Origin of the sequence: Pseudomonas sp. 18175 (assembly GCF_050432925.1) — a bacterium.
Lineage (GTDB): Bacteria > Pseudomonadota > Gammaproteobacteria > Pseudomonadales > Pseudomonadaceae > Aquipseudomonas.
Window position 1 is genome coordinate 8,907 of sequence record NZ_JBKFTO010000041.1, and the last position, 26,683, is coordinate 35,589.

Consider the following 26,683-nt stretch of genomic DNA (forward strand, 5'->3'; position numbering starts at 1 on the left):
CCCGCTCCCACATTTGGACCCCGCAAGGCTCAAGCGTTGCGTAATAACAACTGTGCGTCGATATCTTTGCGCTTGAGGGTCTTCCCCGCCCGCGACGGCGGCTGGCAAATCCCGCATACATAATGCTGCGCCGGCGCATGGGAGTGCGCCACGAACTCGCCGGAGCAACACGAACACCGGATCAGTTCCAACATGTCACTTTCAAAAAAACGTACCAAGGTCCAGGCCCTTGTGAGGCCCAGCACCAGTTCGCCTTCCTGGTCGCCGACTTGTTCCAGGTACAGCCGATAGGCTTTGACGAACGCATCAATGCGATGCCCGCCGATTTCCATCAGGCTGCGGTAGATACCGTAGAACAGCGACGAGTGAATGTTCGGCAGCCATGTCACGAACCAGTCAGTGGAGAAGGGCAGCATGCCTTTGGGGGGCGAGGCGCCTCGCACTTCCTTGTAGAGACGGATCAGGCGACCCCGGCTCAGTGAGGTCTCCGTTTCCAGCACCTGCAGCCGTGCACCCAGTTCAATCAGTTCGATTGCCAGCTGCACTTGCTGCATTTCGGTGACCAGGCTTTTGTCTGACATGGGTCAGCCTTCCCCGATTCGCAAATCGCCTGTGCGATCAGCGGCCGCCATCAGCAGGGCGGAATGGATCTCCACCATGCCGAGTTCGCGGGCATTGCCCAGCACCTTGGACAGGCGCTCGGTTTCCTCGAAAACCGGTCGACAAATCAACTGGTTGACCCGTGCCAGTTGGGTCATTTGCTTGCTGCTTAGTTTGGTCAACAAGTCGGCCATTTGTTCGCTGAGTTTCAGGCGGAAAATGGCGATCTCGCGATCTTTGCGCAATAGATTCTGGGCCAGTAATAAATACGAAAGATTCAGGTCCTGGATGTCTTCAAGCTCAGTGTTGGTATTTGGCAACTTTCTACCCCTCCCGTTGGGTACTACAGTTCGGCGCACCTAATGGCACGACCTCTGGCAGACAGTGCTGCAAATCGACAAGTACTAAAGTCAGGCGTTTAGGGTTGTACAACGTGTGCCTGTTTGTAGCGTTATTCGGTTATTCATGCTCCCGACCATCCGCTAGCTGGTCGTGAATACCGATTTTTTTAATTTTTTCTAAAGTATCAAGAACGCCGTACGATAACAGACTGAGGAGTGTTATTTCTTGTCTGTTTTCAGTGATTTATCGTACCTCAAAGATATTTTCACACTAATGTGTCGTGCGTAGAGACAGCGTGTAGGTGCTTGTTATTTCTTTCGATACAAATAATGGCTTATTGGTATCACTTGATTCGACGATGCGCGGTAGGCGTTATTCAAATTGCTCTTCTTGCGATTGATCTGCATCAACTCGCCCAGGTCATTTTGTCGCGCATGCAAGAACGAATTTACTTGCTCTTCAAGGGCCAGTATCTGGCTGAGTAGTTCAAGTTTGTATTGTTGGCCGCTCGCATCGAGATCAACTTGGTCTTGCGCACGGCGCAAGTAAGCTGCGTCGATCAGTCCTTGGGACTTTAACGCGAAGATCCCATCCCAATCGGCCCTCTTGGCACACTCGAGCAAGCGCTGGGATTGTTCGAGCAGTTGTTCGTAAGCGGCGATCAATTGTGTTTGCATCATGGCTACCGCTCTTCCTCGGTGTGCGATCCAATGGCCAGCCAGGCGGCGGCGACATTTTCCAGCAACGCGGCGGCCGTGGTCAGTGCTGTGTCGTCGTTGTTCAGGTTGGCACGCAGCAGTAAGCGCACCACGTAGTCGTAGAGTTGGTCCAGTTGCACGGCGATGTCACCTCCTTGTTCCAGGTTCAGCGAGGCCCGCAAACCTTGGCTGACGATGTTGATTGCCTTGGTAATGGCCTGGCCTTTTTCGGCGATGCTGCCAGCCTGCAGGTGCAGGCGCGCGATGCGGATCGAGGCTTGGTAGCTGTCGAACAGCATGACGATGCGCTGGTGGGGTGAGGCCGCCAAAATGCCGCTTTCCACGCCGACCTTGGCGTAGGCATTCGCGTCCCGATAGGCATTCATTGAGTGTGCTCCGCGTGGTTCGTCAGTCGCTGCTGTTGAGGGCATCGAACTGGGTGGTGAGGTAGTCGGCGGTGGAACTGAGGGACGCGATCAGGGTGTCGAGCTGGGTGAATTGCTCGGTCCAGCGCGCCATTTCGGAGTCGATCAGCGCCTGTTTTTCCTCGTAACGGTCTTCCAGCTGTTCAAGCTTGGTGGCCAGGCTGTCGGTGCGGGCGACGATCAGGCCGTCGTCTTCGTCCAGGTAGGTGTCGAGGTCGGTGGTCATCTGGCCGATAAAACCGGAGGTACCGTCGGTGCCGATAAAGAACTCCGAGACCGCGTCGATGTTGTCGGTGATGGCGGCGGTGAGGGTGTCTTCGTCGATCAACAAGGTGCCGTCGACTTCCAGGGAAATGCCCAGCTGCGACAGGTAGCTGAAGGTGCCGCTGCCGACGGCGCTGTACAGGTCGCTGCTCAGCTTGGTGCTGATGCGTCGGGTGGTCGAGTCGCCCAGCAATTCGCCTGCGGTATCGGCATCTGCGTCGTAGGAGGTCAGCGTATCGACGGTGGAAACGTAGCTGTTATAGGCGGTGACGAACGCTGAAACAGCGTCGTATATGGCGTCGGTGTCCTGGGAAATGGTCAGGGTCTGGGAGCTGCCGACCGCGGTCAGGTTCAGCGTGACCCCTTGCAGCGCATCTTCAACGGTGTTGGTCTGGCTGGTGATGGAAATACCGTTGATGGTCAGCTCGGCGTCGAGGGCTTCCACGGTCTGGGTCATGTTGCCGGTGCTGCCGTCGTAGCCGAACAGGCTGGAGGCTGCATCGGTGCTGTCGTCGCTGGTGTAGCTCACGGTCATTTCCGACTCGGTGCCGGTGCTGTCCGAGGTGAGTACCAGGCGATACGGCGTGCCGCTGCCGTCATTGACGATGGACGCGGTGACCCCGGCGCCGGAGGCATTGATCGCCGTGCGAATGCCTTCCAGGGTGTTGTTGCTGCTGGTGAGGGTGATCGAAACGGCATCCTCGGAACCCACTTGCAGGGTCAGGGTGCCGGTGCCCAGGGCCGTGGTTTTGCTGGCCACGCCATCGGTCGTGAGGCTTTGGGCCTGGGCCAGTTGGGTCACTTCCAGCTTGTAGGTGCCGGCCACCGCGTCGCTGGTGGTGGCGGCGGTGACTCCGCTGCCGGACAGGCTGGTGGTCAACGAATCGTACAGGCTGGAATCGGCTAGGGCTTCGGCGGCGGTCTGCAATTTGGTCAGGGCGCTGGTCAGGGTGCCGTAGGCGGTGATCTCGGCGTTGACCGAGGTTTCCTGATTGGTGATGGGCGTCAGCAGGCTGGCTTCCTTGGATTCCTCCAGGCTGGTCAGGATGCTGTCCAGGTCAAGGCCGGAGCCGACCCCAAGGGATGTGATGGTTGCCGTCGACGTGCTGGAGGTAGTGGTTGCCATGTGTGCCTGTCCTGGTTTGTGCGCTTGAACCGAACATCGGCAAACGAGCAGCCCGTCTTTAGGGCTTTTTTAAACCTGCATCGCCATCACGTCTTTGTAGGCCGTGAGCAGGCGGTTACGCACCTGCACGCCCATCTGGAAGGCCACGCTGGCTTTTTGCGAGTCGGCCATCACATCGCTCAACGACACCGACTCACTGCCGGCCTGGAAGGCGTTGGACTGACTGGTCGCGGTCTGCTGCAACTGGTTGATGCGCTGCAACGACGACTGCAATTCGCCGGCAAACCCGGTGGCCGGGGCCATGCGCACGTTGCTGGCACCTTCGGCCTGTTCGGCCAGTAGCGACAGTTGTTGCAGGGCGTTGGTGAGGGCGGACGAATTCATGGTGCAGGCCTCATAGGCAGCGATCAGGCCAGCAGATTACCAAGGGGGCCAGCCTGCACATTCGCCCAATTGAGCACAAAAGCGGTGGCTTTTCCGGAGTTTGGCTTTTGGCATTTTCGCCAGAATGAAGCCCTTACTACTGTTACCGGACTCTGCAATGTCTTTTGTACAGGCCCTACCCTCGCTGTCGAGGTGTTCGTGAGTACCGCAGTCCTGGCCAAAGGCGCGCAAAAGAATCTGGCGACTCCCGCCAAGGTCAAGCCGTTGGAGGCGTTGACCACGCTGTTTCGCAACCAGCCCCTGTTGCCCTTGCTGCTGGCCGCCGCCACCGTGATTGCGGTGGTAGTGGCGTTGTTGCTGTGGGCGCGTGAACCGGAATACCGCGTGTTGTTTTCTGGCCTGAGCGAGGCGGACGGCGGGCAGATCATTGGCGAGCTGGACAAGCGCGCCATTCCCTATCGCCTGAGCGAAGGTGGCAACACCATCCTGGTGCCCAGCGAAAAAATGAGCGCCCTGCGCCTGCAACTGGCCGAGCAGGGCTTGCCCAAGGGCGGCAGCGTCGGCTTTGAGTTGCTCGACAAACAGGCCTTCGGGGTCAGCCAGTTTGCTGAACACCTCAACTACCAGCGCGGCCTGGAAGGCGAGTTGGCGCGTACCATCGAGTCCCTCGGCCCGGTGGCCAAGGCACGGGTGCATTTGGTGATGGCCAAGCAATCGGTGTTTGTGCGCGACCGTGAAGCCGCCCGTGCTTCGGTGGTGCTCACCCTGCAACCCGGCCGCGAGCTGGGGCAGAGCCAGGCCAGCGCGATTGTGCACCTGGTCACCTCCAGCGTGCCGGAACTGAGCGTGGATGCGGTGACGGTTGTCGATCAGAACGGCCGTCTGCTGTCCCAGGTCCAGGGCGACAGCAACGGCCCGGACGGCACGCACCTCGACTATGTGCATGAGATCGAGCGCTCCTATCAGCGCCGTATCGAGGACATCCTCACGCCACTGCTCGGCAGCCAGAACGTGCATGCCCAGGTGGTCGCCCAGGTGGATTTTTCCACCCGTGAAAGCACCGCTGAACGCTACGCGCCCAACCAGGACTCGAATGCGGCAGCGGTGCGCAGCAAGCAAACCTCCGAACACGTCGTGCAAGGCGATGATGCCGGTCGCGGCGTGCCGGGTGCGCTGACCAATTCGCCGCCCAACACACCAGCACCGACCAAGGCCAACGCGCCGACGCCGGCCGGTGGTGCGCCAGCGGCCACCGAGGCCAAAGCGGCCAAGAGCGCCACCCAAACAGAGGGCATGATCAACTACGAAGTCGACCGCAACGTCGAGCACGTCAAGTCGAGCCTGGGCACGATCCAACGCCTGACCACCGCCGTGGTCGTTAACTACCGCACGGTGCTCAAGGACGGCGCAGCGACCACCGAGCCGCTGAGCAAGGAAGAGCTGGACAACATCAACAACCTGGTGCGCCAGGCCATGGGCTTTACCGAAAGCCGTGGCGATGCCTTGCAAGTGATCAACAGCCCGTTTGTGACCGAAGACCTTTCGGTCACCGAACAGCCGTGGTGGAAAACCCCCGAGGCCTACAACCTGCTGAGCAGTGGCCTGCGTTACCTGCTGGTGGCCTTTGCCGCGCTGGCGCTGTGGTGGTGGGTGCTGCGGCCGATGCAAAAACGCAACGCCCATCATCAGGCGCAGATGCTGGCGGCCACTGCCGAGCCGGGCACCGCGCTGGTGCCGACCAGCAGCAGTACCGCCATGGTCGTCGCCGGTGGCGATAACACGCCGCACACCTTGCCGCGCAAGTCGGCGGTGTATGAACAGAACATGCAGAGCCTGCAACAGATTGCCGCCGAAGACCCGCGTCTGGTGGCCATGATCGTGCGCGGATGGATGAAGAAAAATGACCAGTAAAATGACCGGCTCGCGCCGCAGTGCGATCTTGCTGCTGTCGTTGGACGCCGACAGCGCGGCGGAAGTGTTCAAGTTCTTGCCCAGCAGCGATGTAGAAGCCATCAGCATGGAAATGGCACGCCTGAGCCAGGTGTCCCACGAAGAAATGCGCCTGGTGCTGGAAGAGTTCATGGATGAGACCGACCAATACGCGGCCATCAATATCCAGACCAGCGACCATATCCGCGCCGTGCTCACCAAGGCCTTGGGCAGCGAGCGCGCCGCCAGCCTGATCGACGACATTCTGGAAAACACCAACACCGGCTCCGGCATCGACAAGCTCAACCTGATGGAAGCCTCGATGGTGGCCGAGATGATCCGCGACGAACACCCGCAGATCATCGCTACCATCCTGGTGCATTTGGAGCGTCATCAGGCCTCGGACATTCTGCAACTGCTGCCGGACCGCCTGCGCAACGACATCATCCTGCGTATCGCCACCTTCAGCGGTGTGCAGCCGGTGGCGTTGCAGGAGCTGACCGAAGTGCTGGGCGTGATGCTCGACGGCCAAAGCCTCAAGCGCAGCAAAATGGGCGGCGTACGCACGGCGGCCGAGATCCTCAACCTGATGAGTTCGGCCCACGAAGAACTGGCCATCGGCACCGTGCGCGAACACAGCGACGACCTGGCGCAGAAGATCCTCGACGAGATGTTCCTGTTCGAAAACCTGATCGACGTGGACGACCGTGGTATCCAGACCCTGTTGCAACAGGTCGATCAAAACTCCCTGGCCATCGCCCTCAAAGGCTCGCCACCGGCGTTGCTCGAGCGCTTCCTGCACAACATGTCCCAGCGGGCCGGGCAGTTGTTCCGCGAAGACATGGAAGCACGCGGGCCGATCCGCATGTCGCAGATCGAAACCGAACAGAAGGCCATCCTGGCGGTGGTGCGACGCTTGTCCGACAGCGGCGATATTGTGACCGCGCGCGGTAACGACACCTATGTCTGACCGCTGGCAGCCCTGGCAGATGGACCCGTTGGGCAGCCCTGCCGCGCCCAACGACGACCCCCAGACCACCCACCGCGAGCGCCTGCGCAAGCAAGCCTTCCAGCACAAGCTGGAAATGCAGGTGCTGCGCGAGAAAACCATCAGCGAGGCCCAGCAACTTGGGCATGCCCAAGGTGTGGAACAAGGTTATGCACAGGGCCTGGACGAAGGGCGCCAGGCCGCTGCGGTGGAGTTGCAGCAACAACGGGTGCAGGCCCTGCAACCGTTGCTGGAGTTGTGCCGCAACTTCGACGACGCGCTCAAGTCGATGGACCAGCACATCGCCCATCAACTGGTGCGTATTGCCCTGGACGCCGCCCGGCAATTGGCCGGTGATGCGCTGACCGCCCAGCCGGAGCAGGTGCTGACGCTGGTAAAGGGCATGCTCGACAGCGACCTGGAGCTCACCGGCAAACCCAAGCTGTGGCTGCACCCCGAGGATTTGCAGCGCGTGCAGGACAGCCTTGGCGAACAGGTCGAAGCGGCGGGCTGGGTGTTGCAGGCCGACACCGCGATGCTGCCCGGCGGTTGCCGGGTGGCCAGCGCCAGCGGCGAACTGGACGCCACGCGGCCATCACGCCTTGCCCTGCTGACGCGCAACGTCGAGCGCGCCCTGGATGAATTGCCGTGAACCCGCATATCACTCGGTGGAGCCGGGTGTTGGACGCCTGCCAGGGCAAGCCATTGCGGATCGCACCACACCTGCGCAGCGGGCGGATTACCCGCGCCACCGGCATGGTGCTCGAAGCGGTGGGCCTGCGCCTGCCGCTGGGGGCGGCCTGCCGCATTGAACTCACCGATGTGTTTGCCGAAGCCGAAGTGGTCGGTTTTGCCGGGGAAACCCTGTACTTGATGCCCTTGGTGGAAATCCACGGCCTGCAACCGGGCGCACGGGTATTTGCCGCCGACGAAGGCGATGGCAACCGCAGTTTTCCCCTCGGCATGGGCTTGCTCGGCCGCGTGCTCGACAGCGGCGGCCAGCCTCTGGACGGGCGTGGCCCGTTGTTGGGCGCCCATCACGCAGGCTTGCATACCCAGCCGCTCAACCCCCTCAAGCGCGCGCCGATTGATCGCCAGATCGACGTGGGCATCCGCGCCATCAATGCCTTGCTCTGTGTGGGGCGCGGGCAGCGCTTGGGGCTGTTTGCCGGTTCCGGTGTGGGCAAGTCGGTGCTGCTGGGCATGATGGCGCGCTACACCCAGGCCGATGTGATCGTGGTGGGGTTGATCGGCGAGCGCGGCCGCGAGGTGCAGGACTTTATCGACAACATCCTCGGCGAAGACGGCCTGCGCCGTTCGGTGGTGGTCGCAGCGCCTGCCGACACGTCACCGTTGCAACGCTTGCAAGGCGCGCTGTACGCCACGCGGGTGGCCGAGGATTTTCGCGAGCAGGGCAAGGACGTGCTGTTGATCATGGACTCCCTGACCCGCTACGCCATGGCCCAACGGGAAATCGCCCTGGCCGTCGGTGAGCCGCCGGCCACCAAAGGCTACCCGCCGTCGGTGTTCGCCAAGCTGCCCAAGCTGGTGGAGCGCACCGGCAACGGCCCGCCCGGTGGCGGTTCGATCACCGCGTTCTACACGGTGCTCAGCGAAGGTGATGACCAGCAAGACCCGATTGCCGATTCGGCGCGGGCGATCCTCGACGGGCACATCGTACTGTCGCGCCACTTGGCGGAAAGCGGGCACTACCCGGCCATCGACATCGAGGCGTCCATCAGCCGGGCGATGACCGCCATCGCCAGCGATGCCCAGCAGCGCAAGGCCAACCAACTCAAGCAGGCGCTGTCCCGTTACCAGCGCAACCGCGACCTGATCAGCGTCGGCGCCTATTCCCAGGGCCACGACCTGCAACTGGACCGGGCGGTGGGTTTGTACCCGCATATCGAGCGCTTCTTGCAACAACGCATCGACGACCGTGCCAGCGTCGACGAAACCTTGCATGGCCTCAATCTGTTGTTCCCGGGCAACTGACCTTTTCGAGTAAGCATCGATGGCTAATCAATCCCTGCACCTGTTGATCGAAATCGCCGCCAAGGCCCGCGACGTCGCGGCCCGTGCCCTGGCCCAAAGCCGCACGGCCGAACAGCAGGTGATCAACCAGTTGCGCACCCTGGACCAGTACCAGCAGGAATACCGCCAGAACCTGCAACTGGAACTGGCCAAGGACGGCATGAGCCCCTCGGCACTCACTAATTACCGGGGCTTTTTGCAGTCGCTGGAAGAGGCGGTGGAACGGGCGCAAAAAAGCCTGGAGCGCCACCGCAAACAAGTGGCGCATCACCAGCTCACGTGGATGGCGCAGTGGCGCAAGGTCAGTTCGATTGAAGCTTTGCTAGACCGGCGGGCGTTGCAGGAGCAGGTGCGTGTCGGGCGTATCGAGCAACGCCAGTCCGATGAAATGGCCAGCCAGTTACGCCGTCGCACGGCGACGTTTCCTTCCACCCTCGACAGCGGCCTTTAAGGAACACCATGGACATTCTCGCGACATTAGTGCCCCAGGCTGCCGCGCCGGTGCAGGCCGGTACTGCCACCACCGACACCGTGACGACGCCCGAACAATCGTTTTCGGCGGTGTTGAGCCAAGTGACTGCCGCCGCGCCGGAGCCGTTGCCGGTGGCGCAGCCGTTACCGGTGGTTGCGGTGGTGCCGCAAGTGGCCGTCGCGCCTGAACCGGTGGCAACACCTGCGCCGATAGTCGTGCAACCGTTGCCAGTGGCTGAGCCGCAAACGGTGGCAGTGGAGGAGGTTGTGAGTGTGCTGCCTGCTGAGCCTGCAGCCGAGGTTGAAGAACCCAAAACGACCACCAAAGCCGACAGCAGCCTGGACGATATCCGCCAGCGCATGGCCCTGATCGAAAGCGCCGGCCAGTTGGATGCCGCTGCGGTGATCGTAGTGCCGCCGATTCCGGTCAGCGTGCCGGTGCCGGTCAGTGTTGCTCCGGCGGACCCTGCCCCCGTGGTCAGCAGCACATCGGTGCACAGCCAAAGCCTGCCTGTGGCTGATGACGAAGCTGATGACACCGCCGACCCTGTGGACGTGCCCGATGCCCTGCCGACAGTGGTCGCCAGCGTCGCCGACAGCATCCCAGCGGTGCATGCGCAAACCGATGACAGGCAGCCGGATAGCCAGTCGAATAGCCAGCCGGACCCACAGACAGTCTTCAACCTTGCGCCCGCGTCGTTGGCCCCGGCGAACACCGTCGCAACCGACAGCGTGGCGAACAGCAGCCTGGCCCTCACCGCCGCCATCGGCAGTAGCGATTGGGCGGCGGACTTGGGCCAACAGATGGTCGATATGGTCACCCGCGGTGATCAACAGGTGGACCTGCGCCTGCACCCCGCCGAGCTTGGGCCGTTGTCCATCAGCCTCAACCTGAACGACGGCACCACCCAGGCGCAATTCCAAGTGGCCCATGCATCGGTGCGGGCGGCGGTGGAGCAGGCGTTGCCGCAATTGCGCGAAGCTTTGGCTACCCAGGGCATCGCACTGGGGCAGGCGTCGGTGAGCGATCAGTCTTCGCGACAGCAGCCCCAGCGTGATCCGCAACCTCAATCGGCAAGCGCACCGGTAAGCCGCACCGAGCCGGCACCTGTGCAGCAAGTGGTGCTGAGCGGCTCAGCGATTGACCTGTACGTCTGAATCCCAAATCAAAACAGCGAGATACCGCCGTTAGCCTGGTCTTATCGCGCCATGGGCGGGGCAGGGTGGTGTTCATACTTGGGCCCTGCCTAACCGCTTTCCTCTATTCGATGGTTTTTTGCCAATGACCACCACCCGCAAAACCCCCTGGCTCTTGATTCTGCTGCTGGCGCTGGTCGTCGTCGCGGGCAGTAGCGCTGGCACCTACGTGTACATCAGCCAGAACGCCCATGCCGATGAGGCCGCCAAGGCCGAGCCTAAACCCCAGGCCCCCAGGCTGGTGACCATCGCGCCGATGACCGTCAACCTGGTGAACGAGCGCGATGAGCCAAGCCTGCTCTACGTGGGCTTTGCCCTGGAAGTGGCCGACGACGCCAGCCAGACCCTATTGCAGCAATACATGCCGCAAGTGCGCAGCCAGTTGTTGACCCTGCTCAGCGGGCAGAACACCACCCAGGTGATCACCCCCCAGGGCAAGGCGGCACTCGCCGCACGCATCCTGCAAACCCTCAAGCAGCCCCTGGCGCCGCAGCAGCCTGAACCCTCGGTGCTGCGCGTGCTGTACACCGACTTTATCGTGCAGTAACCCATGGCCATCGACGATTTGCTCTCCCAGGACGAGATCGACATGCTGCTTCGCGGCAGCGACGAAACCGACGCCGCCCACGAAGAGGCCGGCACCCTGGACGCTTCACGGGTACGCCCCTACGATCCGGCGACCCAGCACCGGGTGATCCACGAGCGTTTGCACGCCCTGGACATCATCAACGAACGCTTTGCCCGTTACTTTCGCATGGCGCTGTTCAACCTGATCCGGCGCAGCATCGACATCACCGTCAAAAGTGTGCGCTACCAGAGTTACAGCGAATTCTCGATGCACATGCCGATGCCCACCAACATCAACCTGCTGGCGATGAAACCGCTGCGGGGCACGGCGCTGGTGGTGTTCCCGCCGGCGGTGGTGTTCATGGTGGTGGACAACCTGTTCGGCGGCGACGGGCGCTTTGTCACCAAGTCCGAAGGCCGCGAATTCACCCACACCGAGCAGCGCATCATCCGCCGCTTGCTGGGGCTGTCGGTGGACGCCTACAAGGACGCCTGGAAGTCGGTGTACCCGCTGGAAATCGAATACCTGCGTTCGGAGATGCAGGCCAAGTTCGCCAACATCACCAGCTCCCCCAATGAGATCGTGGTCAACGCCACGTTCCACCTGGAAGTGGGCAACCTCTCCAGCGATTTCAACATCGTGATCCCGTACCTGATGATCGAGCCGATGCGCCAGTTGCTCAACGGCCCGCTCACCGACACCAACCCGGAAGAAGAGCGCAACTGGAACAAGCGCATGGCCGGTGAGATCACCCATTCGGAAATTGAACTGATCGCCGACTTTGTCGAAATGGATGCCCGTGTGGGGCAGGTCATGGCGCTCAAGGTGGGCGACGTATTGCCCATCGAACTGCCCGACATCATCAATGCGCGGGTCGATGGCGTGCCGGTCATGACCTGTGAATACGGCAGCCAGAACGGCCTGCGCGCGTTACTTGTGAAGGACCTGGTCGACCACTCCCTGAGCCTTTCTTCCTCTTCTACCAGCCGATTCGTGAAGGGCCACGTGTCCACTGCCAAGGAATCCGACCATGACTGATTCAAACACCACCCCGCCCGAAGCGCCGGACGAATGGGCCGACGCCCTGGCCGAACAGACGATTGCCGAAGGCGCGGACGACGACCCGTGGGCCATCGCCCTGGCCGAGCAAGAAGCCGCCGAAGCGGCTGAAGCCCCAGCGCCGAGCGTGGGCGCCAGCCTGTTCAAACCCCTGTCGGCACCCCAGCCCACGGCGGCTGCGCGTGAGCTGGAAATGATCATGGATATTCCGGTCAAGCTCAGCGTGGAGCTGGGCCGTACCCGCATCACCATCAAGCAGTTGCTGGAACTGGCCCAAGGCTCGGTGCTGGCGCTGGATGGCCTGGCGGGCGAACCGATGGATATCCTGATCAACAGCTACCTGATCGCCCAAGGCGAAGTGGTGGTGGTGGATGACAAGTACGGTATTCGCATCACTGAAATCATCACGCCGTCCGAGCGTGTGCAAAAGCTCAACCGATGAGTGCGCCCCTCGGCGTGCCCGATGACAGCGTGATGAACCTGGCGCTGCTGGGTAAAACCGCGCTGGCCCTGGCGGTGGTGCTGGGCTGTGTGTTGGTGTTCGGCTGGCTGGCCCGGCGCGTGGGGTCGCGGCCGTTGGCCCCCGGCAAGCTGATGCGGGTGGTCAGCAGCACGGGCCTGGGCCAGCGTGAAAAAGTGGTGATTGTCGAAGTGCGCGGCCAGTGGCTGGTGCTCGGCGTGACGGCGCAACAGGTCACGGCGTTGGCGCAGATGGACGCGCCGGAACCTGAGCCAGAAGCGGTCGCCGTGCCGGGCGACAACTTTGCCGAACGCTTGGCTGTGGCGTTGAAGCATAACTTCAAGCGCAAGGGGCCATCCGCATGACCGGCATCGAAGGCCTCAGCGCCTTCACCGGCCAGGCGGGCGGCCAGCAATGGTCGCTGAGCCTGCAAACTCTGCTGCTGCTCAGCGCCATGGCGTTCCTGCCGGCGATTTTGCTGATGATGACCGGCTTTACCCGCATCATCATTGTGCTGGGCCTGCTGCGCACGGCGTTGGGCACCACCTCGGCGCCGCCGAACCAGGTGTTGCTGGGGCTGTCGCTTTTCCTGACCTTTTTCGTGATGTCGCCGACCCTGGACCAGGCCTACAAAACCGCCTGGCAGCCGTTCTCCCACGATGAGATCACGGTGGAGCAGTTTCTCGACAAGGGCAGCCTGCCGTTTCGAAAATTCATGCTGACCCAGACCCGCCAGGGCGACCTCGCCCTGTTCGCGCGGCTGGCGCAGATCGACGACTTGCAGGGCCCCGAAGACGTGCCGATGCGTGTGCTGCTGCCCTCGTTTGTCACCAGCGAACTGAAAACCGCGTTCCAGGCCGGGTTCACCATCTTTATCCCGTTCCTGATTATCGACTTGGTGGTGGCGAGCGTGCTGATGGCACTGGGCATGATGATGGTGCCGCCATCGACCATCTCGCTGCCGTTCAAGCTGATGCTGTTTGTGCTGGTGGACGGCTGGCAATTGCTGCTGGGTTCCCTGGCGCAGAGTTTCTACACCTGATGAGGACGTAAACATGACGCCGGAAATGGTCATGGACCTGGCTTACAAAGGCATGCGCATGAGCATGATCGTGGCCGCGCCCGTGTTGTTCGTGACGCTGTTTATCGGCCTGCTGGTGAGCCTGTTCCAGGCCGCCACCCAGATCAACGAGTCCACCTTGTCGTTTATCCCCAAGATCATCGGCGTGTGCGTGGTGCTGGTGATTGCCGGGCCGCTGATCATGGAAATGCTGGTGGACTACACCCGCGCCTTGTTCACCAGCCTGCCCACGCTGATCGGCTGACGCGCCTTGATCGAAGTCAGCTCGGCGCAGCTGCAACTGTGGCTCACCAGCTTTTTTTGGCCGTTTTGTCGGGTGCTGGCGTACCTGATGAGCGACCCGATCCTGGGGCATAAAAACGTATCGAGCCAGGTGAAGGTCGGGCTGGCGATGCTGATGGCGTTTTTGTTGGCACCCAACCTGCCGCCGCTGCCGGACGTGGCCCTGTTCTCCTGGCCGGGGCTGGGGGTGATTGTCGAGCAGGTGCTGATCGGCATGTCGTTGGGCATGGTGATGCGCGTCACCCTGGCGGTGGTGGAAATGGCCGGCGACATCTGCGGCATGCAAATGGGCTTGGCGTTCGCCACCTTCTTCTCGGCTGACACCGCCACCAACAGCCTGGTGCTGTCGCGCTACCTGGGCATGATCACCATCCTGATGTTCCTCGCCCTGGACGGCCACCTGATGGTGTTGGAATTGCTGGCGACCAGCTTCAAGACCCTACCCATCGGCAACCTGCACTTTGACCCCAACGCCTGGAACCTCATCGCCCGTTACGGCAGCACCATTTACCTCACCGGCCTGTTGCTGGCCCTGCCGATGGTGGCCACGCTGCTGATCATCAACCTGGCCATGGGCATCCTCAACCGCGTATCACCGCAGTTGACAGTGTTTTCGGTGGGTTTCCCGCTGACCCTGACCGTGGGCTTGAGTTTGTTGATGGTGGTGATGGGGGATATGGGGCAGTTTTTGGCTAGTTTGCTTACCAATACCCTGCAATTTATGCAGTACCTGCTCGATAACATGGCGCGCCCCTGACACGCCTCGGTAAAACTGTGGGAGCGGGCTTGCTCGCGAAAGCGGTGGGTCAGTGACATATGTATCGACTGACACGACGCCTTCGCGAGCAAGCCCGCTCCCACAGTTTTGATCCGGTTTGGTCTGTTAGATGTATTCGAACAGGGACATCTTCTGGATGCTGACGAAGGTCTGTTGCGCCGCCTGTAGCGCCACTTGCAGCGCGGTGTATTGGGTCACTGACTCGGTGTAGTCGGCATCCACCAACCCTGACAACCGTTCGGTGTAGTTCAGTGCCNCGAACAGGGACATCTTCTGGATGCTGACGAAGGTCTGTTGCGCCGCCTGTAGCGCCACTTGCAGCGCGGTGTATTGGGTCACTGACTCGGTGTAGTCGGCATCCACCAACCCTGACAACCGTTCGGTGTAGTTCAGTGCCAAGTCGTCGCCGATGGTATCGAGCACATCCAGTTGGTTAAGCCGCGAACCCACCGAGGTTTGGACGGTGAGCACGTTGTCCTGGGCGTTGCTCAGTTGGCGGCTGGCGGTGGAGAGGGTGTTGTTGAGGTTGGCCTGGTCGGCGTCGGTTTCCACCGGGGTTTGCAGCACCGAGATCAGGTTTTTCAGGGTGGCGAACAGGTCTGGGTCGGCGTCGGCGGCTTTGCTGACGGTGATCGTGTCGCCGTCCACCGGGGTGCCGGTGAGGGTCAGGGACAGGCCGTTGACTTGCAGGCTGTCGCCGGAGGTATAGGCCACCGGGTCGGCGCCGTCGAGGCTGTATTGCGCGGTGCCGTCGGCGGCGGTGCTGAAGGTGAGGCTGAAGCCGCTGCCGTAGTTGGCGTCCTGGGTGTCGGTGATGGTGGGGCCGCTGAAAGTGACGCTGCCGCTGTTGTCGCCGGCTTCGGCGATGAAACCTGCGGAGCTGCTGACGGTAAGGAAAATCGTCGCGCCGGTATCGCCGCTGGCCATGCTCTGGGTGGAGCTGACCAACTGGGTCACTGCGTTGCTATCGCCCTGGTACACCAGGTCGCCATTGGCATCGGTGGCGAACGCGGGGCTTTGGCTCTGGTAGCCGGAGAACAGGTAGTTGCCGTTGCTGTCGGTGGCGTTGGCCAGGGTCACCAGCGTGTCGTACACCCCTTGCAACGAGGTGGCGATGGACTCGCGGTCGGCGTCGCTCAAGGTGCCGTTGTTGGCCTGCACGATCAGCGCACGGGCGCTGGTGATCGCATCGTTGATGCTGTCCAGGGTGCTTTCTTCCTGGGACAGCGAGGTGCTGATGGCGCTGCGTGAGTCGGCATATTGCTCGTTCGCGGCGATGGCCTGACGCACGTTGACGGCTTGGGCGGCGGCCAGCGAATCGTCCGAAGGGTTGACCACCCGCGTGCCGCTGGACACTTGCTGGGCGGCGGTCTGGTAGGCGCTTTCCTGGGCGAGCATGGAGTTCAGGCTCTGGTTGTAAATCGTCGCACTGCTAAGGCGCATGGCGTCACTCCGCTCAGTTGATGTCGAGGATGGTGTCGAGCAGGGACGTGCCCACTTCCACCACTTTCGCGCAGGCCTGGTAGTACTGCTGGTAGACGATCAGGTTGGCCGCCTCTTCATCCAGGTTCACCCCCGATTCGGACTGTTGCAGGGTGGTCAGTTGCTCGGTGAGGCTCGACTGGGTTTCCAGTTGCCCGGCGATTTTGCTCGCGGTGCTGCCCACGTCACTGACCAGCGCCGAATAGGTCTGGCTGAGGGTCTTGCTGCCGCCGACGATGCTGTCGGTTTGCAGGTTGAGCATGGCCAGGGCGTTGCTGTTGTCACTGGCGCCAGTGGAGGTCCCGGCGGCGATCAGGCTGCCATCGGTGGTCAAGGTGGTGAAGCTGCTGGCCGCATTGCGCGTGGGCAGTACCAGGAAGCTGTCGCCGCTGTCGGCAGTGCCGCTGATGGCCACGCTCATGCCGGCGAAGGTCAGGGTCGCGCTGCTGCTGTCGAACGCCGAGGTGACGCTGGCGCCGGTGTCGTTGCGGGTGACGGTGTAGCCGTCGGTGTCGGAGTACTTCACGGTGTAGTCGGTGGCGGCCAGGGCGCTGACATCATCGGTGAAGGTGGCGGTGAGGGTGGCGTCGCCGGTGTTCTGGGTGTTGCCGTAGGTGGACGGGTCGGCCACCGAAAACAGCGCGGTGCCGGTATCGCCATTGAGGTCGATGCCGGAGGCCTGCAAGGTGTTGAAGGCTTGGGTCAGGCTGACGGCGAGAATGCCCAGCTGGTTCTGCGCATCGGTGAGGCTGGTGTCGCGAAAGTCCATCAGGCCGCCGATGGAGCCGCCTTCGAAGGTGGAGTCGTCCAGCGTGGTGGTGTGGCCGGCGGCGTCGACGTAAGTGACCACGGTTTGCGTCGGGTCACTGGCGGAGACCGCGGTTTGCAGGTCGAAGCTGCTGTTGCCCGAGACCAACGCCAGGCCATTGCTCAGGGACACGGTGTAGCTGCCGTTGTCCTGGGTGGTGACGTCCACGTCCACCAGTTCGCTGAGCTGGCTCACCAGCAGGTCGCGCTGGTCGAGCAGGGTGTTGGAGGTGGTACCCAGGGCGTTGGTGAGGCTGATCTTTTTATTGAGGTCGGCGATCTGTTCGGTGATGTCGTTGACCTGGGTGACCTGATCGTCGATCTGGCTGTTGACGTCATCGGCCATGTCGTCGAGGTAGCTGCCCAATTGGGTGAACTGGGACGTCAGGGTTTGCGCGGCGCCGATCACTTCTTCGCGGGCCGCGGTGTCGCTGGCGTCGGAGGTCAGGGTTTGCAGGGCCGAGAAGAAGCTCTGCATCAGGGTGTCGAGGCTGGCGTCGCCGTCGGCCAGCAGGCTGTCGATCTGGTCGACTTCGGTCTGGTAGGTGGACAGCGCGCTTTCGGCACTCACCGAGCTGTTGAGCTGGCTGGTGACGAACTGGTTGTACTGGCGATCCACACTGGAGATCTGCACGCCACTGCCCGAGGTGGACTCGGAGAAGTTGGCCACTTGCAAGGTGTAGCCCGTGGTGTAGGCGTTGGTGGTGTTGCTGCTGCTGGTACTGAGGGCGATCTGTGCGGCGGTCAGGCCGCTGACGCCAATGGAAATAATGCTCATCGAGAAGCTCCTGGGCTACATGGTTGGCACTATCGGCCCGGCGAAAGGGCATCTTGACCCCTGGCCTATAAATCGTTGCGTGCTTGTGTGCTGTGCAAGGGTCCGATAGTGGCCATGACGGAAATAAGCTTTTGCGCATAACGCGGATCGGTGGCGTAACCGCCTTGTTGCAGGGCGATGGCGGCTTGCGGTGCGTCAGTGGCGGTGCGCACGGCGGCGTAGCCTGGGCGGCTGCGCATCAGGCGGGCGTAGTCGCTGAAGGCGGCGTCGTCGCTGGGGTATACGCGAAACGCTTCGACTTGTTTTTGCGCGGTGTCGTCGCTGTATTCGGTGGTCATCACTTCGGTGGTCGCGCCTTGCCAGGCTGAGCCTGCCTTGATGCCAAACAGGTTGTGGCTGTCGGCGCCCTGGGCGGTGGTGATGGTGCGCCGGCCCCAGTCGGTTTCCAGCGCCGCTTGGGCCAGGATCAGCTCGGCGGGCACGCCGCTGTTGCGGGCGGCGGTTTGCGCGGGGCCGCTCAGGCGGGCGATAAAGGCTTGGACGTGATCGGGCTGGTCGTTGTTGGCGCCGCTGACTTCGTGGCGCTTCCAGGCGGCGAAAGGGTTGGGGCGGGTGGGCGGCAGGTCGAGAAATGCCGGGGTGGCCGCGCTCAGCTCGGGGGTTGGGGCATGGGTGTAGCCACTCAATTGCCGCGTGAGCTGTTCGGCCAGGCCAATGCCCTTGCCTGACAAACTCTGGGCCCACTGTTGGTCGAGCATCTCGGTGTACATCTCGGTTTGCGAGTTGCTCGACATCTCGGACTTGGGCACCGCCGCGCGCATGCTCTTGAGCATCATCTGGATAAACACCGCTTCGAACTGCTTGCTGGCTTCCTTGAGCCCCGCGTGGGGGTCGAGGTGCGCGCTGTTGCGCAGGTGATCAAGGCCCTGCACGTCGAGGGCAAAGTGATCGGTGCTTTTCATCAGATGATCTCCAGCTCAGCGCGCAACGAGCCTGCCGCCTTGAGCGCCTGCAAAATCACCATCAAGTCCTGCGGCGTGGCGCCCAGCGCGTTGAGGCCCTTGATCACGTCCATCAGATTCGCGGTGCCTTCCAGCAGGTGCAGCGAGCCGCCCTGGGATTCGATGGAGATATTGCTCTGGGACGTCACCGCCGTTTGCCCACCGCTGAATGCCCCCGGCTGGCTGACGGTGTTGGTGGTGTCGATGATCACCGACAAATTGCCGTGGGCCACCGCTGCGCGGTAGAGCTTCACCGAGCTATTGAGCACGATGGAGCCGGTGCGCGAATCCAGGATTACCTTGGGTCGCGCCTGGATCGGCAGCACTTCGATGCTCTCGATGCGCGCCATGAAATTGGTGCGCTCGTTGGGCGATACTGGGCCCTGGATCTCGATCATCCCGCCGTCTACGGCCGAGGCCACGGTGCGGCGCATGTCCAGGTTGATGGCGTAGACAATGCGCTGGGCGGTGGCTGAGTCCGGCTCATGCAGGGCCAGGCCGAGCAGGCCGTGGTCGCTGTTCAAATTCAGCGCCACCGCGCGCTCGATGATTGCGCCACGTGGAATTCTTCCGCCCGCAAGCTGGTTGACCGTCACGCTGCTGCCGTTGGCCGATGCGCCTGCGCCGCCCACCAGCAGGCTGCCCTGGGCCACGGCGTACACTTCGCCGTCAGCGCCTTTCATCGGCGTCATCAACAGGGTGCCGCCACGCAAGCTCTTGGCGTTGCCGATGGACGACACCACCACGTCGATCTGCTGACCGGGACGCGACAGGGCGGGCAGGTTGGCGGTGACGATCACCGCGGCGATGTTGCGCATCTGCATGTTCGCCCCGGCAGGCAGGGTGACGCCCAACTGCGAGAGCATGTTGGTCAGGCCCTGTTCGGTGAACGGGCTTTGGGTGGTCTGGTCGCCGCTGCCGTCCAGGCCCACCACCAGGCCGTAGCCCACCAGGTTGTTGGGGCGGATGCCGGAAAAATCGGCGATGTCGCGGATCTGCTCGGCCTGCGCTGTTGCGCATAACCACAACGGGCAGCTCAGCAGCAGGATTCTGGCGGCTCTTAGGAACATGGCAGCGTTACTCAGAAGGGTGAAACATTGAGAAGGATGCGATGGAGCCAGCCCATGCGCTGCGCTTCATTGATATAGCCATCGCCCACGTACTCGATGCGCGCCTGGGACACCTGGGTCGATGACACGGTGTTTTCCCCGGTGATGCTGCGCGGGTTGACCAGGCCGGAGAAGCGGATGAATTCGGTGCCCTGGTTGATGGCGATCTGTTTGTCACCGCGCACCCGCAAGTGCCCGTTGGGCATCACTTGCATCACTGTCACCGAGATGGTGCCGGTGAACGAGTTGTTCGCCTGGGAACCGCCGGCGCCGACAAAGTCGTGGGTGGTCGATGCATCCATCCCAAACGAGCCGACCTGGGAGGCGCGCGCCGAGGTGGTGGCGAATTTCAATCCCATGGAGCCTGCGCGACTGGCATTGGACGAAGAGTTCTTGCTGGCGCTGACCTGTTCTTCCAGCTGGATGGTCAGGGTGTCGCCGACCCGGCGCGGGCGCCGGTCTTCGAACAGCGGCTGCGAGCCAAGGCTGCCCTGGTAGATCGAGCCGTTGGCCTGGCGCAACGGATAGACCGGCGCTGGCAGGTCTTCTTCGGGCACCACGGGTTTGTGGGGCAGTTGATCGCAACCGGCGAGGGCCAGTACGCAGGCCAGCAGATACTTGTGAGCCATGTTGGGGATCTCGCTCAAAGCTGGGTCAGGCGCTGGAGCATCTCGTCCGAGCTTTCGACGGCCTTGCTGTTGATTTCGTAGGCGCGCTGGGTCTGGATCATGCCGACCATTTCTTCCACCACGTTAACGTTGGAGGTTTCCACGTAGCCCTGGGACAAGGTGCCGCCGCCGTTCAGGCCGGGCGTGGTTTCGGTGGGCGAGCCCGAGGCGTCGGTTTCCAGATAGAGGTTCTGGCCGATGCTTTCCAGGCCAGCCGGGTTGATGAACAACGCCAGGTTGAGCTGGCCGACCTGGGTCGAGGTGGACGCGCTCGGCGTGGTCACCGAGACGATGCCGTCGCTGCTGATGGTGATCGCCGTGGCGTTGGCCGGGATGGTCACGCCGGCCGACAGCTTGTAGCCGTTGGAGGTGACCATCTCGCCGTTGGAGTCGAGCTGGAAGCTGCCGTCACGGGTGTAGCCGGTGCTGCCGTCGGGCATGTCCACCTGGAAAAAGCCCAGGCCGTTGATGGCCAAATCCTTGGAACTGCTGGTCTGCTCCAGGTTGCCTTGGGTGTGCAGGCGCTCGGTGGCCACTTCGCGCACGCCGGTGCCGACCTGCAAGCCCGAGGGCAGGCGTGTATCGGTGCTGCTTTGCGCGCCGGGTTGGCGCACGTTCTGGTACACCAGGTCTTCGAACACTGCGCGCGAGCGCTTGAAGCCGTTGGTGCTGACGTTGGCCAGGTTGTTGGCGATCACGTCCATTTGGCCCTGTTGGGCTTCGAGGCCGGTTTTTGCCGTCCACAGCGATCTGATCATGGTGCGGTTCCTTGTGGGTGCAACGGTGCGGTCAGCTCACGGACAGCAGGCTGTTGGCGCTCTTGGCGTTTTCGTCGGCGGTGCTGATGGCTTTCATCTGCATGTCGTAGCGGCGTGAGTTGTCGATCATCGCGACCATGGCGCTGGTGGGGCTGACGTTGCTGCCTTCCAAGGCGCCGGGGGCGACGCGCAGGGTGTCGTCGGCCGGAAGGGGTTGGGCGTTGGCGGTGCGGAACAAGCCATCGGTGCCGGGTTGCAAGGAGCCGGGCTGTGCCGACACCAGCTTCAATTTGCCCACCGGGCTCAAACCCCGAGGGCTCATGCCCAGTTCGCGCACGCTGATGGTGCCGTCGCTGCCGAGGGTGACTTCGCTGCCCAGGGGCACGGTGATCGGGCCGCCGTCGCCGATCACCGGGCGACCGCCCACGCTCATGGCGCCGTTGCCGTCCACCTGCAAATCGCCACGGCGGGTGTAGGCCTCGCTGCCGTCGCCGGTCTGCACTGCGAGCATCACGTTTTCGCCCAGGGCCACGTCCAATGCGCGGTCGGTGTGCACGATGGGGCCTTCGCTCCAGTCCACGCCGATGCCGTTGGCGGCCACCGACACACGGGTCGGCAGGCCGTCGCCCGCCACCGGTGAAGACTGCATCTCCACCAGTTGCGCGCGAAAGCCCGGGGTCACGATATTGGCCAGGTTGTTGGCCACGACGGCTTGTTGTTCGAGCGCCTGGTTGGCCCCGCTCATGGCCGTGAAAAGCATGCGATCCATAGGGTCAGGAACCGATGTTCACGGCTTGTTGCAGCACTTCGCTTTGCGCCGTCACCGACTTGGCGTTGGCCTGGAAGTTGCGCTGGGCAATGATCAGGTTCACCAGCTCTGCGGTCAGGTCGACGTTGGAGTCTTCGGTGGTGCCGCTGAGGATCGAACCGAGCGAGCCGCTGCCAGCCACGCCCAACAACGGTTGGCCGGAGGAGGTGGTGGCCAGCCAGGTGTTATCGCCATTGGCCTTCAAGCCGTTTTCATTGCTGAAGGTGGCGAGCTGGATCTGGTCGATATTTTTGGTCTGGTCGTTGGAGTAGGTGGCGACCACGGTGCCGGTTTCATCGATGGTGAAGCTCACCAGGCTGCCGGAGGTGTAGCCGTTCTGGGTGATGTCGGACACCGCCGAGTCGTTGCCGAACTGGGTGGTGCCGGTCAGGTCCAGGGTGAGGGCGATGTCTGCCGCGCCGTTGTCCGGGTCGTAGGTGTAGGTGCCGGTGGCGCCGCTGGTGATCAGGCCGCTGGCGCTGAATTCGACGGTTTGGGTGTCGGTCAGCAGGTTGCCGTCGATAGCGGTGTGCACGGTCCAGCTGTTTTCGCCGCTCTTGGTGAAATACAGGGTGCTGGTGTGGCTGATGCCCAGGGAGTCGTAAAGCGTGGCGCTGGTGGAATAGGAGTAGGTGGACGAGTCGGTCTGGTCGAAGGTGGTGGTGATCACGTCTTCGCTGGCGTCCAGGTTCAGCTCGGCATCCAGCTCGGTGCTGGCGCTGGCTTGCAGGCCGGTGGTGGGGATCTGGATGACGCCGTTGACCCCCAGCAGTTTGTCGCCGGCGGCGTTTTCCAGGTAGCCGTCGGCGGTCAGGGTGAGCTGGCCGTTGCGCGAGTACACGGTTTGGGTGCCGTCGGTGAAGGTGAAGAAACCGTCGCCGTTGATCGCCAGGTCCAGGGAGTTGTCGGTGGTGGTCAGGCTGCCGGATTCGAAGTTCTGCACTACGCCGGAGACCTGGGTGCCCAGGCCCACATCGGCGCCGGAGTACACGTCGGCGAACTGGGTGGTGGAGCTTTTGAAGCCCACGGTCTGGGAGTTGGAAATGTTGTTACTGACCACGTTGAGGTCGGTGGAGGCCGCCGACAGACCGCTGAGCGCTTGGGAAAAAGCCATGGTGTTTCTCCTTTATAGAGGTAGGGCGTCAGAGGACGAGGCTGATGTCGCTGAGGGCAACGTTGTCGTTGACGCCTCCCAGGTCGAGTGCAACCTGGTTGCTGCTGTCGGTGGTCACACCGGTGACCAGCGCGTATTTCAGTGCAGTGCTGGTGACGGCGACGTCGCTGGCGGTGGCGCTGATGCTGAAGGTGTAGGCGCCGTCGGCGGCGGTGGTGCCGTCGTCTTGCAGGCCGTCCCACGACAACGCCTGGGTGCCGGAACTCATGCTGCCTTCATCGATAGTGCGCACCACGGTGCCGGTGCTGTCTTTGATGGTGACGGTGACGTCGTCGGCAGCGCTGTCGAGGGTCACGCCGAAGGTGGTGGCCACGCCGTCGCCGACCTGGATGGTGTTGCCGTCGATCAACACGCCATTGCCCACCAGCGCCGAGGCTTGCAGGGTTTCGGCGGCGCTGATCTGGCTGGAGATGCCTTCAAGGGTACTCGTCACATTTTCTATACTGCTGATGGTGCTGATCTGCGCCAGCTGGGTGACCATCTCGCTGTTGTCCATCGGGTCGGTGGGGTCTTGGTTTTGCAGCTGTGTGGTCAACAGCGTGAGGAACTGGTCCTGCAAGTCATCCGCCGCCGAGGTGGTGCTGTCGGCGGTGGTACTGGTGCTGTTCATGGTCGACAGCACCGAGCTGGCAATCGTACTGGTCATGGTTTACGCCTCACCTAGGGTCAAAGTTTTCAGCATCATTTCCTTGCTGGTCGACATGACTTCAACGTTGGCCTGGTAGGAGCGCGACGCAGAGATCATGTTGACCATTTCGCCCACCGGCTCGACGTTGGGCATGGTCACGTAGCCCGATTCGTCGGCCAGCGGGTCGCCGGGGCGGTATTCCTGGCGCATCGGCGAGGCGTCCTCGACCACTTGGCTGACGCGCACGCCGCCGATGTTGCTGCCGGCCTGGTACTGCGACTCGAACACCACCTGGCGCGCCCGGTACGCTGCGTTGTCCGGGCCGCTGGTGGTGTCGGCGTTGGCCAGGTTGCTGGCGGTTACGTTCATGCGCTGGGACTGGGCGCTGAGCGCGGAGCCGGCGATATCGAAAATGCTGAACATCGACATGGTGCTTTCCCTGGGTTATTCGGACTGCATGGCGGTCTTGAGCGACTGCAAGCGGCTGGTCAGGAAGGTGAGGCTGGCCTGGTAGCGCACGGCGTTATCGGTGAACTGGGCGCGCTCGCGGTCCATGTCCACGGTGTTGCCGTCCAGGCTCGGCTGGTCGGGCACGCGGTAGAGCAGGTCGCGGCTGGCAAAGGTGCTGGTGGACGAAGCTTGCAGGTGGCGATCCGAGGTGGTAGCCAGGGCCATGCCGCTGCCGGTGTGCTGTTTTTGCAGGGAACTGGCCAGTTCGGTGGAGAAGTCGAAGTCCCGCGCGCGGAAGTTGGGTGTGTCGGCGTTGGCGATGTTATTGGCCAATACCTGCTGGCGCTCAGCCCGCAAACTCATTGCGTCCTGCTGAAAGCGCAGCTCGTTGTCGAGCTTGTCGATCATGGTTGCGGACCTGTGCATCAAATAAATGAACGGCTCGCAGGTTAGTCCCAAGGCGGCCCGGGCAAAGGCTGAAACAGGCGGCTATTTGGCGACTAATTCAGGATTTGCCCGGTGGGTGGGGGGACTAGAATTCGGCGCTGGGAAGCTTTGAGGGCGGAATTGATGGCGTGGCGATTGGTCGGTTGGATGTGCGTGCTGTGCAGCGCCATGGCCCAGGCGGATGGCTTGGAGGACAAGGTGCGCGGCGTGATTGCCCCGCGCTTGCCCGCGCGTGCCCAGTTGGTGGCGGTGGACATCGGCCAGCCGGCCACGCGAATCCTGGAGTGCTCGCAGCCTCGGCCTTATCTGGTGCATCCCGAGCAAAGTGCTTTTGGCCGCGTGGCCGTCGGTGTGCGTTGTGACAGCGAAGTGGCGGGCTACCTGCAAGTCAGTGTGCGTGTGGAGGGCGACTATATAGTTAGCCGTCAGCGCATCACGGCGGGCGAGGTGATCAAGGCGCCGATGCTGGAACTCAAGCGCGGCCCGCTGGAGCGGTTGCCCAAGGGCAGCGTGTTCGAAATGGGCCAGGTCATCGGTCGCCAGGCCAGTCGTAATCTGGGTCGAGGCATGGTGCTGACTCGCAGTCATTTCCGCGAGCCGTGGTTGGTACAACGCAACCAGCGGGTGACGCTGCAAGCCCAAGGCGCCGGTTTCACCATCAGCCGCGAAGGCAAGGCGCTGGACAACGGCAGCCTGGGCAGCAGCGTGCGGGTGGTGGGCAATGACGGCAAAATGCTCAACGCCCAAGTGGTGGGCCAGAATGAGTTGCTGCTGCGCTATTAATTTTTATCCAAGGTCAAAGTTTGCCATCGCGTTTGCCGATAGTGACTCAACCACAGCCAATTGAAGCCTCTAACGTGAAAATCATAAGTGCGAACCTGACCAACCCTCCGGCCCCCACTGACAGCAAAGTGGCGGGTGCCCAACGCATCGACCTGCAGCCGTTGGACGCCACTCTTGATGACGGCGTGCAAGTGTCCAGCAGCACCGCCAGCGCGGACGTCTCTACGTCGGCCGATGTGGATATGGAAAAAGTCGCGGCCCTGCGCCAGTCCATCGACAGCGGCACTTACCAGGTAAGCGCCGATTCGATCTTTGATGGGTTGGCGGCGAGTGTCCGCGAAACCGAATGAGCGCCCGTTGATGAGCCGCAGGTAACCATGAGTCTGAGTAAACATCTGCAGGTGCAACAGCAGGCGATTGAGCAGTTGGTGCAATTGCTGGAGCAGGAACGCTTGGCGTTGGCCCAGGCCAAGGTGGATGGCGAACGCCTGCAAGAACTGACGGCGAGCAAGCAGGCTGCGTTGCTCAGGTTGGAGCAGTTGGAAGCCATACGCGCCGGGGCACAGTTGAAGCTGGGCTATGGGGCAGGGCGTGAAGGCGCGCTCAAGGCGGCTGAGGATGCTGATTGCGTGGCGATTTGGCGTGAGGTGCAGGCACTGGCGCGCAGGGCGCGGGAGTTGAACGTTGCCAATGGCGGGGCGTTGGGTGTGCGCATGGCGGCTAATCAGCGGATTGTCGGGTTCCTCAATACGGTGGTAGGTAACAAGTTGTATGGGCCGGATGGGCGCACGCGACGGAATGATGCTTAAGATTCTTCTATATAGAGAGGGGAAGGCGTTTCAGGTTTTTTGATAGATAAGCGTAATTAAGGGTTGACGGCAGATTCTGGATGTCTATAATTCGCCCCACTTCCGGCGCAGTCGAAACGGAAAACTCCTTGGTAAACAATGAGTTATGTAGGTTTCGGCAGCAGGTTGCTTCAGTTCATCGAAGCAGTCAGGAAGTTGAAAAAGAGGTGTTGACAGCAGCGTGTAACGCTGTAGAATTCGCCTCCCGCTGACGAGAGATCGGAAGCGCAAGTGGTTGAAGTTGTTGAAGAAATCT

33 protein-coding genes are annotated in these 26,683 nt (G+C 62.2%); 16 read left to right on the plus strand and 17 right to left on the minus strand.

From position 1 onward, the window contains the following. Positions 1-29 precede the first annotated feature (29 nt). From flhC to fliE, 6 genes are all read right to left on the minus strand, one after another. Positions 30-581 carry a flagellar transcriptional regulator FlhC gene (gene flhC, locus ACLD1Y_RS30965; RefSeq protein ID WP_429481440.1) on the minus strand — a complete coding sequence of 184 codons (552 nt, stop codon included), beginning with the start codon at positions 579-581 and terminating at the stop codon, positions 30-32. Positions 582-584: 3 nt separating this feature from the next. Continuing rightward, entirely contained in the window at positions 585-920 is a 336-nt protein-coding gene (flhD, locus tag ACLD1Y_RS30970) for a flagellar transcriptional regulator FlhD (protein WP_429481441.1), read from the minus strand. 330 nt (positions 921-1,250) lie between these two features. Further along, entirely contained in the window at positions 1,251-1,622 is a 372-nt protein-coding gene (gene fliT, locus ACLD1Y_RS30975; protein ID WP_429481442.1) for a flagellar protein FliT, read from the minus strand. 2 nt (positions 1,623-1,624) lie between these two features. Further along, positions 1,625-2,026 carry a flagellar export chaperone FliS gene (gene fliS, locus ACLD1Y_RS30980; protein ID WP_429481443.1) on the minus strand — a complete coding sequence of 134 codons (402 nt, stop codon included), beginning with the start codon at positions 2,024-2,026 and terminating at the stop codon, positions 1,625-1,627. 22 nt (positions 2,027-2,048) lie between these two features. Beyond that, positions 2,049-3,455: a flagellar filament capping protein FliD gene (gene fliD, locus ACLD1Y_RS30985; protein ID WP_429481444.1), complete on the minus strand. Its 1,407-nt coding sequence runs from the start codon at positions 3,453-3,455 to the stop codon at positions 2,049-2,051. Between the two features lie 69 nt (positions 3,456-3,524). After that, entirely contained in the window at positions 3,525-3,839 is a 315-nt protein-coding gene (gene fliE, locus ACLD1Y_RS30990) for a flagellar hook-basal body complex protein FliE (protein ID WP_429481445.1), read from the minus strand. A gap of 198 nt (positions 3,840-4,037) precedes the next feature. On the opposite strand from fliE, the gene fliF reads away from it, so the two are divergent. From fliF to fliR, 13 genes are all read left to right on the plus strand, one after another. Further along, positions 4,038-5,750, plus strand: a complete 1,713-nt coding sequence (gene fliF, locus ACLD1Y_RS30995) for a flagellar basal-body MS-ring/collar protein FliF (RefSeq protein WP_429481446.1) — start codon at positions 4,038-4,040, stop codon at positions 5,748-5,750. Next, positions 5,740-6,738: a flagellar motor switch protein FliG gene (fliG, locus tag ACLD1Y_RS31000; protein ID WP_135289817.1), complete on the plus strand. Its 999-nt coding sequence runs from the start codon at positions 5,740-5,742 to the stop codon at positions 6,736-6,738. Before fliF ends, fliG begins: the two co-directional genes overlap by 11 nt. After that, a complete protein-coding gene (locus tag ACLD1Y_RS31005; RefSeq protein WP_429481447.1) occupies positions 6,731-7,408 on the plus strand; it encodes a flagellar assembly protein FliH in 678 nt (225 codons plus the stop codon). Before fliG ends, ACLD1Y_RS31005 begins: the two co-directional genes overlap by 8 nt. Before the next feature lie 26 nt (positions 7,409-7,434). Further along, positions 7,435-8,751: a flagellar protein export ATPase FliI gene (fliI, locus tag ACLD1Y_RS31010; RefSeq protein ID WP_429481466.1), complete on the plus strand. Its 1,317-nt coding sequence runs from the start codon at positions 7,435-7,437 to the stop codon at positions 8,749-8,751. Positions 8,752-8,770: 19 nt separating this feature from the next. Continuing rightward, positions 8,771-9,241 carry a flagellar export protein FliJ gene (gene fliJ / locus ACLD1Y_RS31015; protein ID WP_429481448.1) on the plus strand — a complete coding sequence of 157 codons (471 nt, stop codon included), beginning with the start codon at positions 8,771-8,773 and terminating at the stop codon, positions 9,239-9,241. An 8-nt stretch (positions 9,242-9,249) separates the two neighbouring features. Further along, entirely contained in the window at positions 9,250-10,419 is a 1,170-nt protein-coding gene (locus tag ACLD1Y_RS31020; protein ID WP_429481449.1) for a flagellar hook-length control protein FliK, read from the plus strand. Between the two features lie 124 nt (positions 10,420-10,543). Then, the gene (gene fliL / locus ACLD1Y_RS31025) at positions 10,544-11,005 is read left to right on the plus strand and encodes a flagellar basal body-associated protein FliL (protein ID WP_429481450.1); all 462 of its coding nucleotides are present in this window, start codon (positions 10,544-10,546) and stop codon (positions 11,003-11,005) included. A gap of 3 nt (positions 11,006-11,008) precedes the next feature. Continuing rightward, complete coding sequence (gene fliM, locus ACLD1Y_RS31030; RefSeq protein WP_135289811.1) at positions 11,009-12,064, plus strand: flagellar motor switch protein FliM; 1,056 nt, start codon at positions 11,009-11,011, stop codon at positions 12,062-12,064. Beyond that, complete coding sequence (gene fliN / locus ACLD1Y_RS31035) at positions 12,057-12,527, plus strand: flagellar motor switch protein FliN (protein WP_159959476.1); 471 nt, start codon at positions 12,057-12,059, stop codon at positions 12,525-12,527. The genes fliM and fliN overlap by 8 nt, the downstream gene beginning before the upstream one ends. Next, positions 12,524-12,910 carry a flagellar biosynthetic protein FliO gene (gene fliO / locus ACLD1Y_RS31040; protein WP_429481451.1) on the plus strand — a complete coding sequence of 129 codons (387 nt, stop codon included), beginning with the start codon at positions 12,524-12,526 and terminating at the stop codon, positions 12,908-12,910. The genes fliN and fliO overlap by 4 nt, the downstream gene beginning before the upstream one ends. Then, on the plus strand, positions 12,907-13,587 hold the full coding sequence (gene fliP, locus ACLD1Y_RS31045; RefSeq protein ID WP_122486548.1) for a flagellar type III secretion system pore protein FliP: 681 nt from the start codon (positions 12,907-12,909) through the stop codon (positions 13,585-13,587). Before fliO ends, fliP begins: the two co-directional genes overlap by 4 nt. Positions 13,588-13,600: 13 nt before the next feature. After that, complete coding sequence (gene fliQ, locus ACLD1Y_RS31050) at positions 13,601-13,870, plus strand: flagellar biosynthesis protein FliQ (protein WP_017735842.1); 270 nt, start codon at positions 13,601-13,603, stop codon at positions 13,868-13,870. A gap of 6 nt (positions 13,871-13,876) precedes the next feature. Beyond that, on the plus strand, positions 13,877-14,665 hold the full coding sequence (gene fliR / locus ACLD1Y_RS31055) for a flagellar biosynthetic protein FliR (RefSeq protein WP_429481452.1): 789 nt from the start codon (positions 13,877-13,879) through the stop codon (positions 14,663-14,665). 126 nt (positions 14,666-14,791) lie between these two features. Here fliR and flgL read toward each other — a convergent pair whose 3' ends face one another. The 11 genes from flgL to flgB form a co-directional block, all read right to left on the minus strand. Beyond that, on the minus strand, positions 14,792-16,129 hold the full coding sequence (flgL, locus tag ACLD1Y_RS31060) for a flagellar hook-associated protein FlgL (RefSeq protein WP_429481453.1): 1,338 nt from the start codon (positions 16,127-16,129) through the stop codon (positions 14,792-14,794). A 13-nt stretch (positions 16,130-16,142) separates the two neighbouring features. Then, entirely contained in the window at positions 16,143-17,753 is a 1,611-nt protein-coding gene (flgK, locus tag ACLD1Y_RS31065) for a flagellar hook-associated protein FlgK (protein WP_429481454.1), read from the minus strand. Between the two features lie 65 nt (positions 17,754-17,818). Further along, positions 17,819-18,715, minus strand: coding sequence for a flagellar assembly peptidoglycan hydrolase FlgJ (gene flgJ, locus ACLD1Y_RS31070; protein ID WP_429481455.1), 897 nt, complete (start codon positions 18,713-18,715; stop codon positions 17,819-17,821). Next, positions 18,715-19,824, minus strand: a complete 1,110-nt coding sequence (locus ACLD1Y_RS31075) for a flagellar basal body P-ring protein FlgI (RefSeq protein ID WP_429481456.1) — start codon at positions 19,822-19,824, stop codon at positions 18,715-18,717. Before ACLD1Y_RS31075 ends, flgJ begins: the two co-directional genes overlap by 1 nt. Before the next feature lie 11 nt (positions 19,825-19,835). Beyond that, entirely contained in the window at positions 19,836-20,492 is a 657-nt protein-coding gene (locus ACLD1Y_RS31080) for a flagellar basal body L-ring protein FlgH (protein WP_429481457.1), read from the minus strand. A 14-nt stretch (positions 20,493-20,506) separates the two neighbouring features. Further along, a complete protein-coding gene (gene flgG, locus ACLD1Y_RS31085; RefSeq protein WP_135311443.1) occupies positions 20,507-21,289 on the minus strand; it encodes a flagellar basal-body rod protein FlgG in 783 nt (260 codons plus the stop codon). Between the two features lie 31 nt (positions 21,290-21,320). Further along, positions 21,321-22,058 (minus strand): flagellar basal body rod protein FlgF, encoded by a 738-nt coding sequence (locus tag ACLD1Y_RS31090; protein WP_429481458.1) that lies wholly within the window; start codon positions 22,056-22,058, stop codon positions 21,321-21,323. A 4-nt stretch (positions 22,059-22,062) separates the two neighbouring features. Continuing rightward, positions 22,063-23,211 (minus strand): flagellar hook protein FlgE, encoded by a 1,149-nt coding sequence (flgE, locus tag ACLD1Y_RS31095; protein ID WP_135292375.1) that lies wholly within the window; start codon positions 23,209-23,211, stop codon positions 22,063-22,065. A gap of 28 nt (positions 23,212-23,239) precedes the next feature. Further along, a complete protein-coding gene (locus ACLD1Y_RS31100) occupies positions 23,240-23,917 on the minus strand; it encodes a flagellar hook assembly protein FlgD (RefSeq protein ID WP_429481459.1) in 678 nt (225 codons plus the stop codon). Positions 23,918-23,920: 3 nt separating this feature from the next. Further along, the gene (gene flgC, locus ACLD1Y_RS31105) at positions 23,921-24,328 is read right to left on the minus strand and encodes a flagellar basal body rod protein FlgC (protein ID WP_429481460.1); all 408 of its coding nucleotides are present in this window, start codon (positions 24,326-24,328) and stop codon (positions 23,921-23,923) included. A 15-nt stretch (positions 24,329-24,343) separates the two neighbouring features. After that, complete coding sequence (gene flgB, locus ACLD1Y_RS31110) at positions 24,344-24,757, minus strand: flagellar basal body rod protein FlgB (protein WP_429481461.1); 414 nt, start codon at positions 24,755-24,757, stop codon at positions 24,344-24,346. 162 nt (positions 24,758-24,919) lie between these two features. Here flgB and flgA point away from each other — a divergent pair, with 162 nt between their 5' ends. From flgA to ACLD1Y_RS31125, 3 genes are all read left to right on the plus strand, one after another. Next, entirely contained in the window at positions 24,920-25,579 is a 660-nt protein-coding gene (flgA, locus tag ACLD1Y_RS31115; protein WP_429481462.1) for a flagellar basal body P-ring formation chaperone FlgA, read from the plus strand. Between the two features lie 74 nt (positions 25,580-25,653). Continuing rightward, complete coding sequence (gene flgM, locus ACLD1Y_RS31120; protein WP_429481463.1) at positions 25,654-25,929, plus strand: flagellar biosynthesis anti-sigma factor FlgM; 276 nt, start codon at positions 25,654-25,656, stop codon at positions 25,927-25,929. Positions 25,930-25,956: 27 nt separating this feature from the next. Then, entirely contained in the window at positions 25,957-26,388 is a 432-nt protein-coding gene (locus tag ACLD1Y_RS31125) for a flagella synthesis protein FlgN (protein WP_429481464.1), read from the plus strand. Positions 26,389-26,683 lie beyond the last annotated feature (295 nt).

Coding starts and splice junctions, on each gene's coding strand:
- fliG (WP_135289817.1), top strand. CDS start 5,740: ATGACCAGTAAAATGACCGGCTCGCGCCGCAGTGCGATCTTGCTGCTG.
- fliL (WP_429481450.1), top strand. CDS start 10,544: ATGACCACCACCCGCAAAACCCCCTGGCTCTTGATTCTGCTGCTGGCG.
- fliN (WP_159959476.1), top strand. CDS start 12,057: ATGACTGATTCAAACACCACCCCGCCCGAAGCGCCGGACGAATGGGCC.
- ACLD1Y_RS31100 (WP_429481459.1), bottom strand. CDS start 23,917: ATGACCAGTACGATTGCCAGCTCGGTGCTGTCGACCATGAACAGCACC.
- fliE (WP_429481445.1), bottom strand. CDS start 3,839: ATGAATTCGTCCGCCCTCACCAACGCCCTGCAACAACTGTCGCTACTG.
- fliS (WP_429481443.1), bottom strand. CDS start 2,026: ATGAATGCCTATCGGGACGCGAATGCCTACGCCAAGGTCGGCGTGGAA.
- flgA (WP_429481462.1), top strand. CDS start 24,920: ATGGCGTGGCGATTGGTCGGTTGGATGTGCGTGCTGTGCAGCGCCATG.
- ACLD1Y_RS31125 (WP_429481464.1), top strand. CDS start 25,957: ATGAGTCTGAGTAAACATCTGCAGGTGCAACAGCAGGCGATTGAGCAG.
- fliP (WP_122486548.1), top strand. CDS start 12,907: ATGACCGGCATCGAAGGCCTCAGCGCCTTCACCGGCCAGGCGGGCGGC.
- fliM (WP_135289811.1), top strand. CDS start 11,009: ATGGCCATCGACGATTTGCTCTCCCAGGACGAGATCGACATGCTGCTT.
- ACLD1Y_RS31005 (WP_429481447.1), top strand. CDS start 6,731: ATGTCTGACCGCTGGCAGCCCTGGCAGATGGACCCGTTGGGCAGCCCT.
- flgB (WP_429481461.1), bottom strand. CDS start 24,757: ATGATCGACAAGCTCGACAACGAGCTGCGCTTTCAGCAGGACGCAATG.
- fliJ (WP_429481448.1), top strand. CDS start 8,771: ATGGCTAATCAATCCCTGCACCTGTTGATCGAAATCGCCGCCAAGGCC.
- flhC (WP_429481440.1), bottom strand. CDS start 581: ATGTCAGACAAAAGCCTGGTCACCGAAATGCAGCAAGTGCAGCTGGCA.
- fliQ (WP_017735842.1), top strand. CDS start 13,601: ATGACGCCGGAAATGGTCATGGACCTGGCTTACAAAGGCATGCGCATG.
- flgK (WP_429481454.1), bottom strand. CDS start 17,753: ATGAGCATTATTTCCATTGGCGTCAGCGGCCTGACCGCCGCACAGATC.
- fliO (WP_429481451.1), top strand. CDS start 12,524: ATGAGTGCGCCCCTCGGCGTGCCCGATGACAGCGTGATGAACCTGGCG.
- fliT (WP_429481442.1), bottom strand. CDS start 1,622: ATGATGCAAACACAATTGATCGCCGCTTACGAACAACTGCTCGAACAA.
- fliD (WP_429481444.1), bottom strand. CDS start 3,455: ATGGCAACCACTACCTCCAGCACGTCGACGGCAACCATCACATCCCTT.
- flgE (WP_135292375.1), bottom strand. CDS start 23,211: ATGGCTTTTTCCCAAGCGCTCAGCGGTCTGTCGGCGGCCTCCACCGAC.
- flgC (WP_429481460.1), bottom strand. CDS start 24,328: ATGTCGATGTTCAGCATTTTCGATATCGCCGGCTCCGCGCTCAGCGCC.
- ACLD1Y_RS31020 (WP_429481449.1), top strand. CDS start 9,250: ATGGACATTCTCGCGACATTAGTGCCCCAGGCTGCCGCGCCGGTGCAG.
- ACLD1Y_RS31075 (WP_429481456.1), bottom strand. CDS start 19,824: ATGTTCCTAAGAGCCGCCAGAATCCTGCTGCTGAGCTGCCCGTTGTGG.
- ACLD1Y_RS31090 (WP_429481458.1), bottom strand. CDS start 22,058: ATGGATCGCATGCTTTTCACGGCCATGAGCGGGGCCAACCAGGCGCTC.
- flgJ (WP_429481455.1), bottom strand. CDS start 18,715: ATGAAAAGCACCGATCACTTTGCCCTCGACGTGCAGGGCCTTGATCAC.
- flgG (WP_135311443.1), bottom strand. CDS start 21,289: ATGATCAGATCGCTGTGGACGGCAAAAACCGGCCTCGAAGCCCAACAG.
- ACLD1Y_RS31080 (WP_429481457.1), bottom strand. CDS start 20,492: ATGGCTCACAAGTATCTGCTGGCCTGCGTACTGGCCCTCGCCGGTTGC.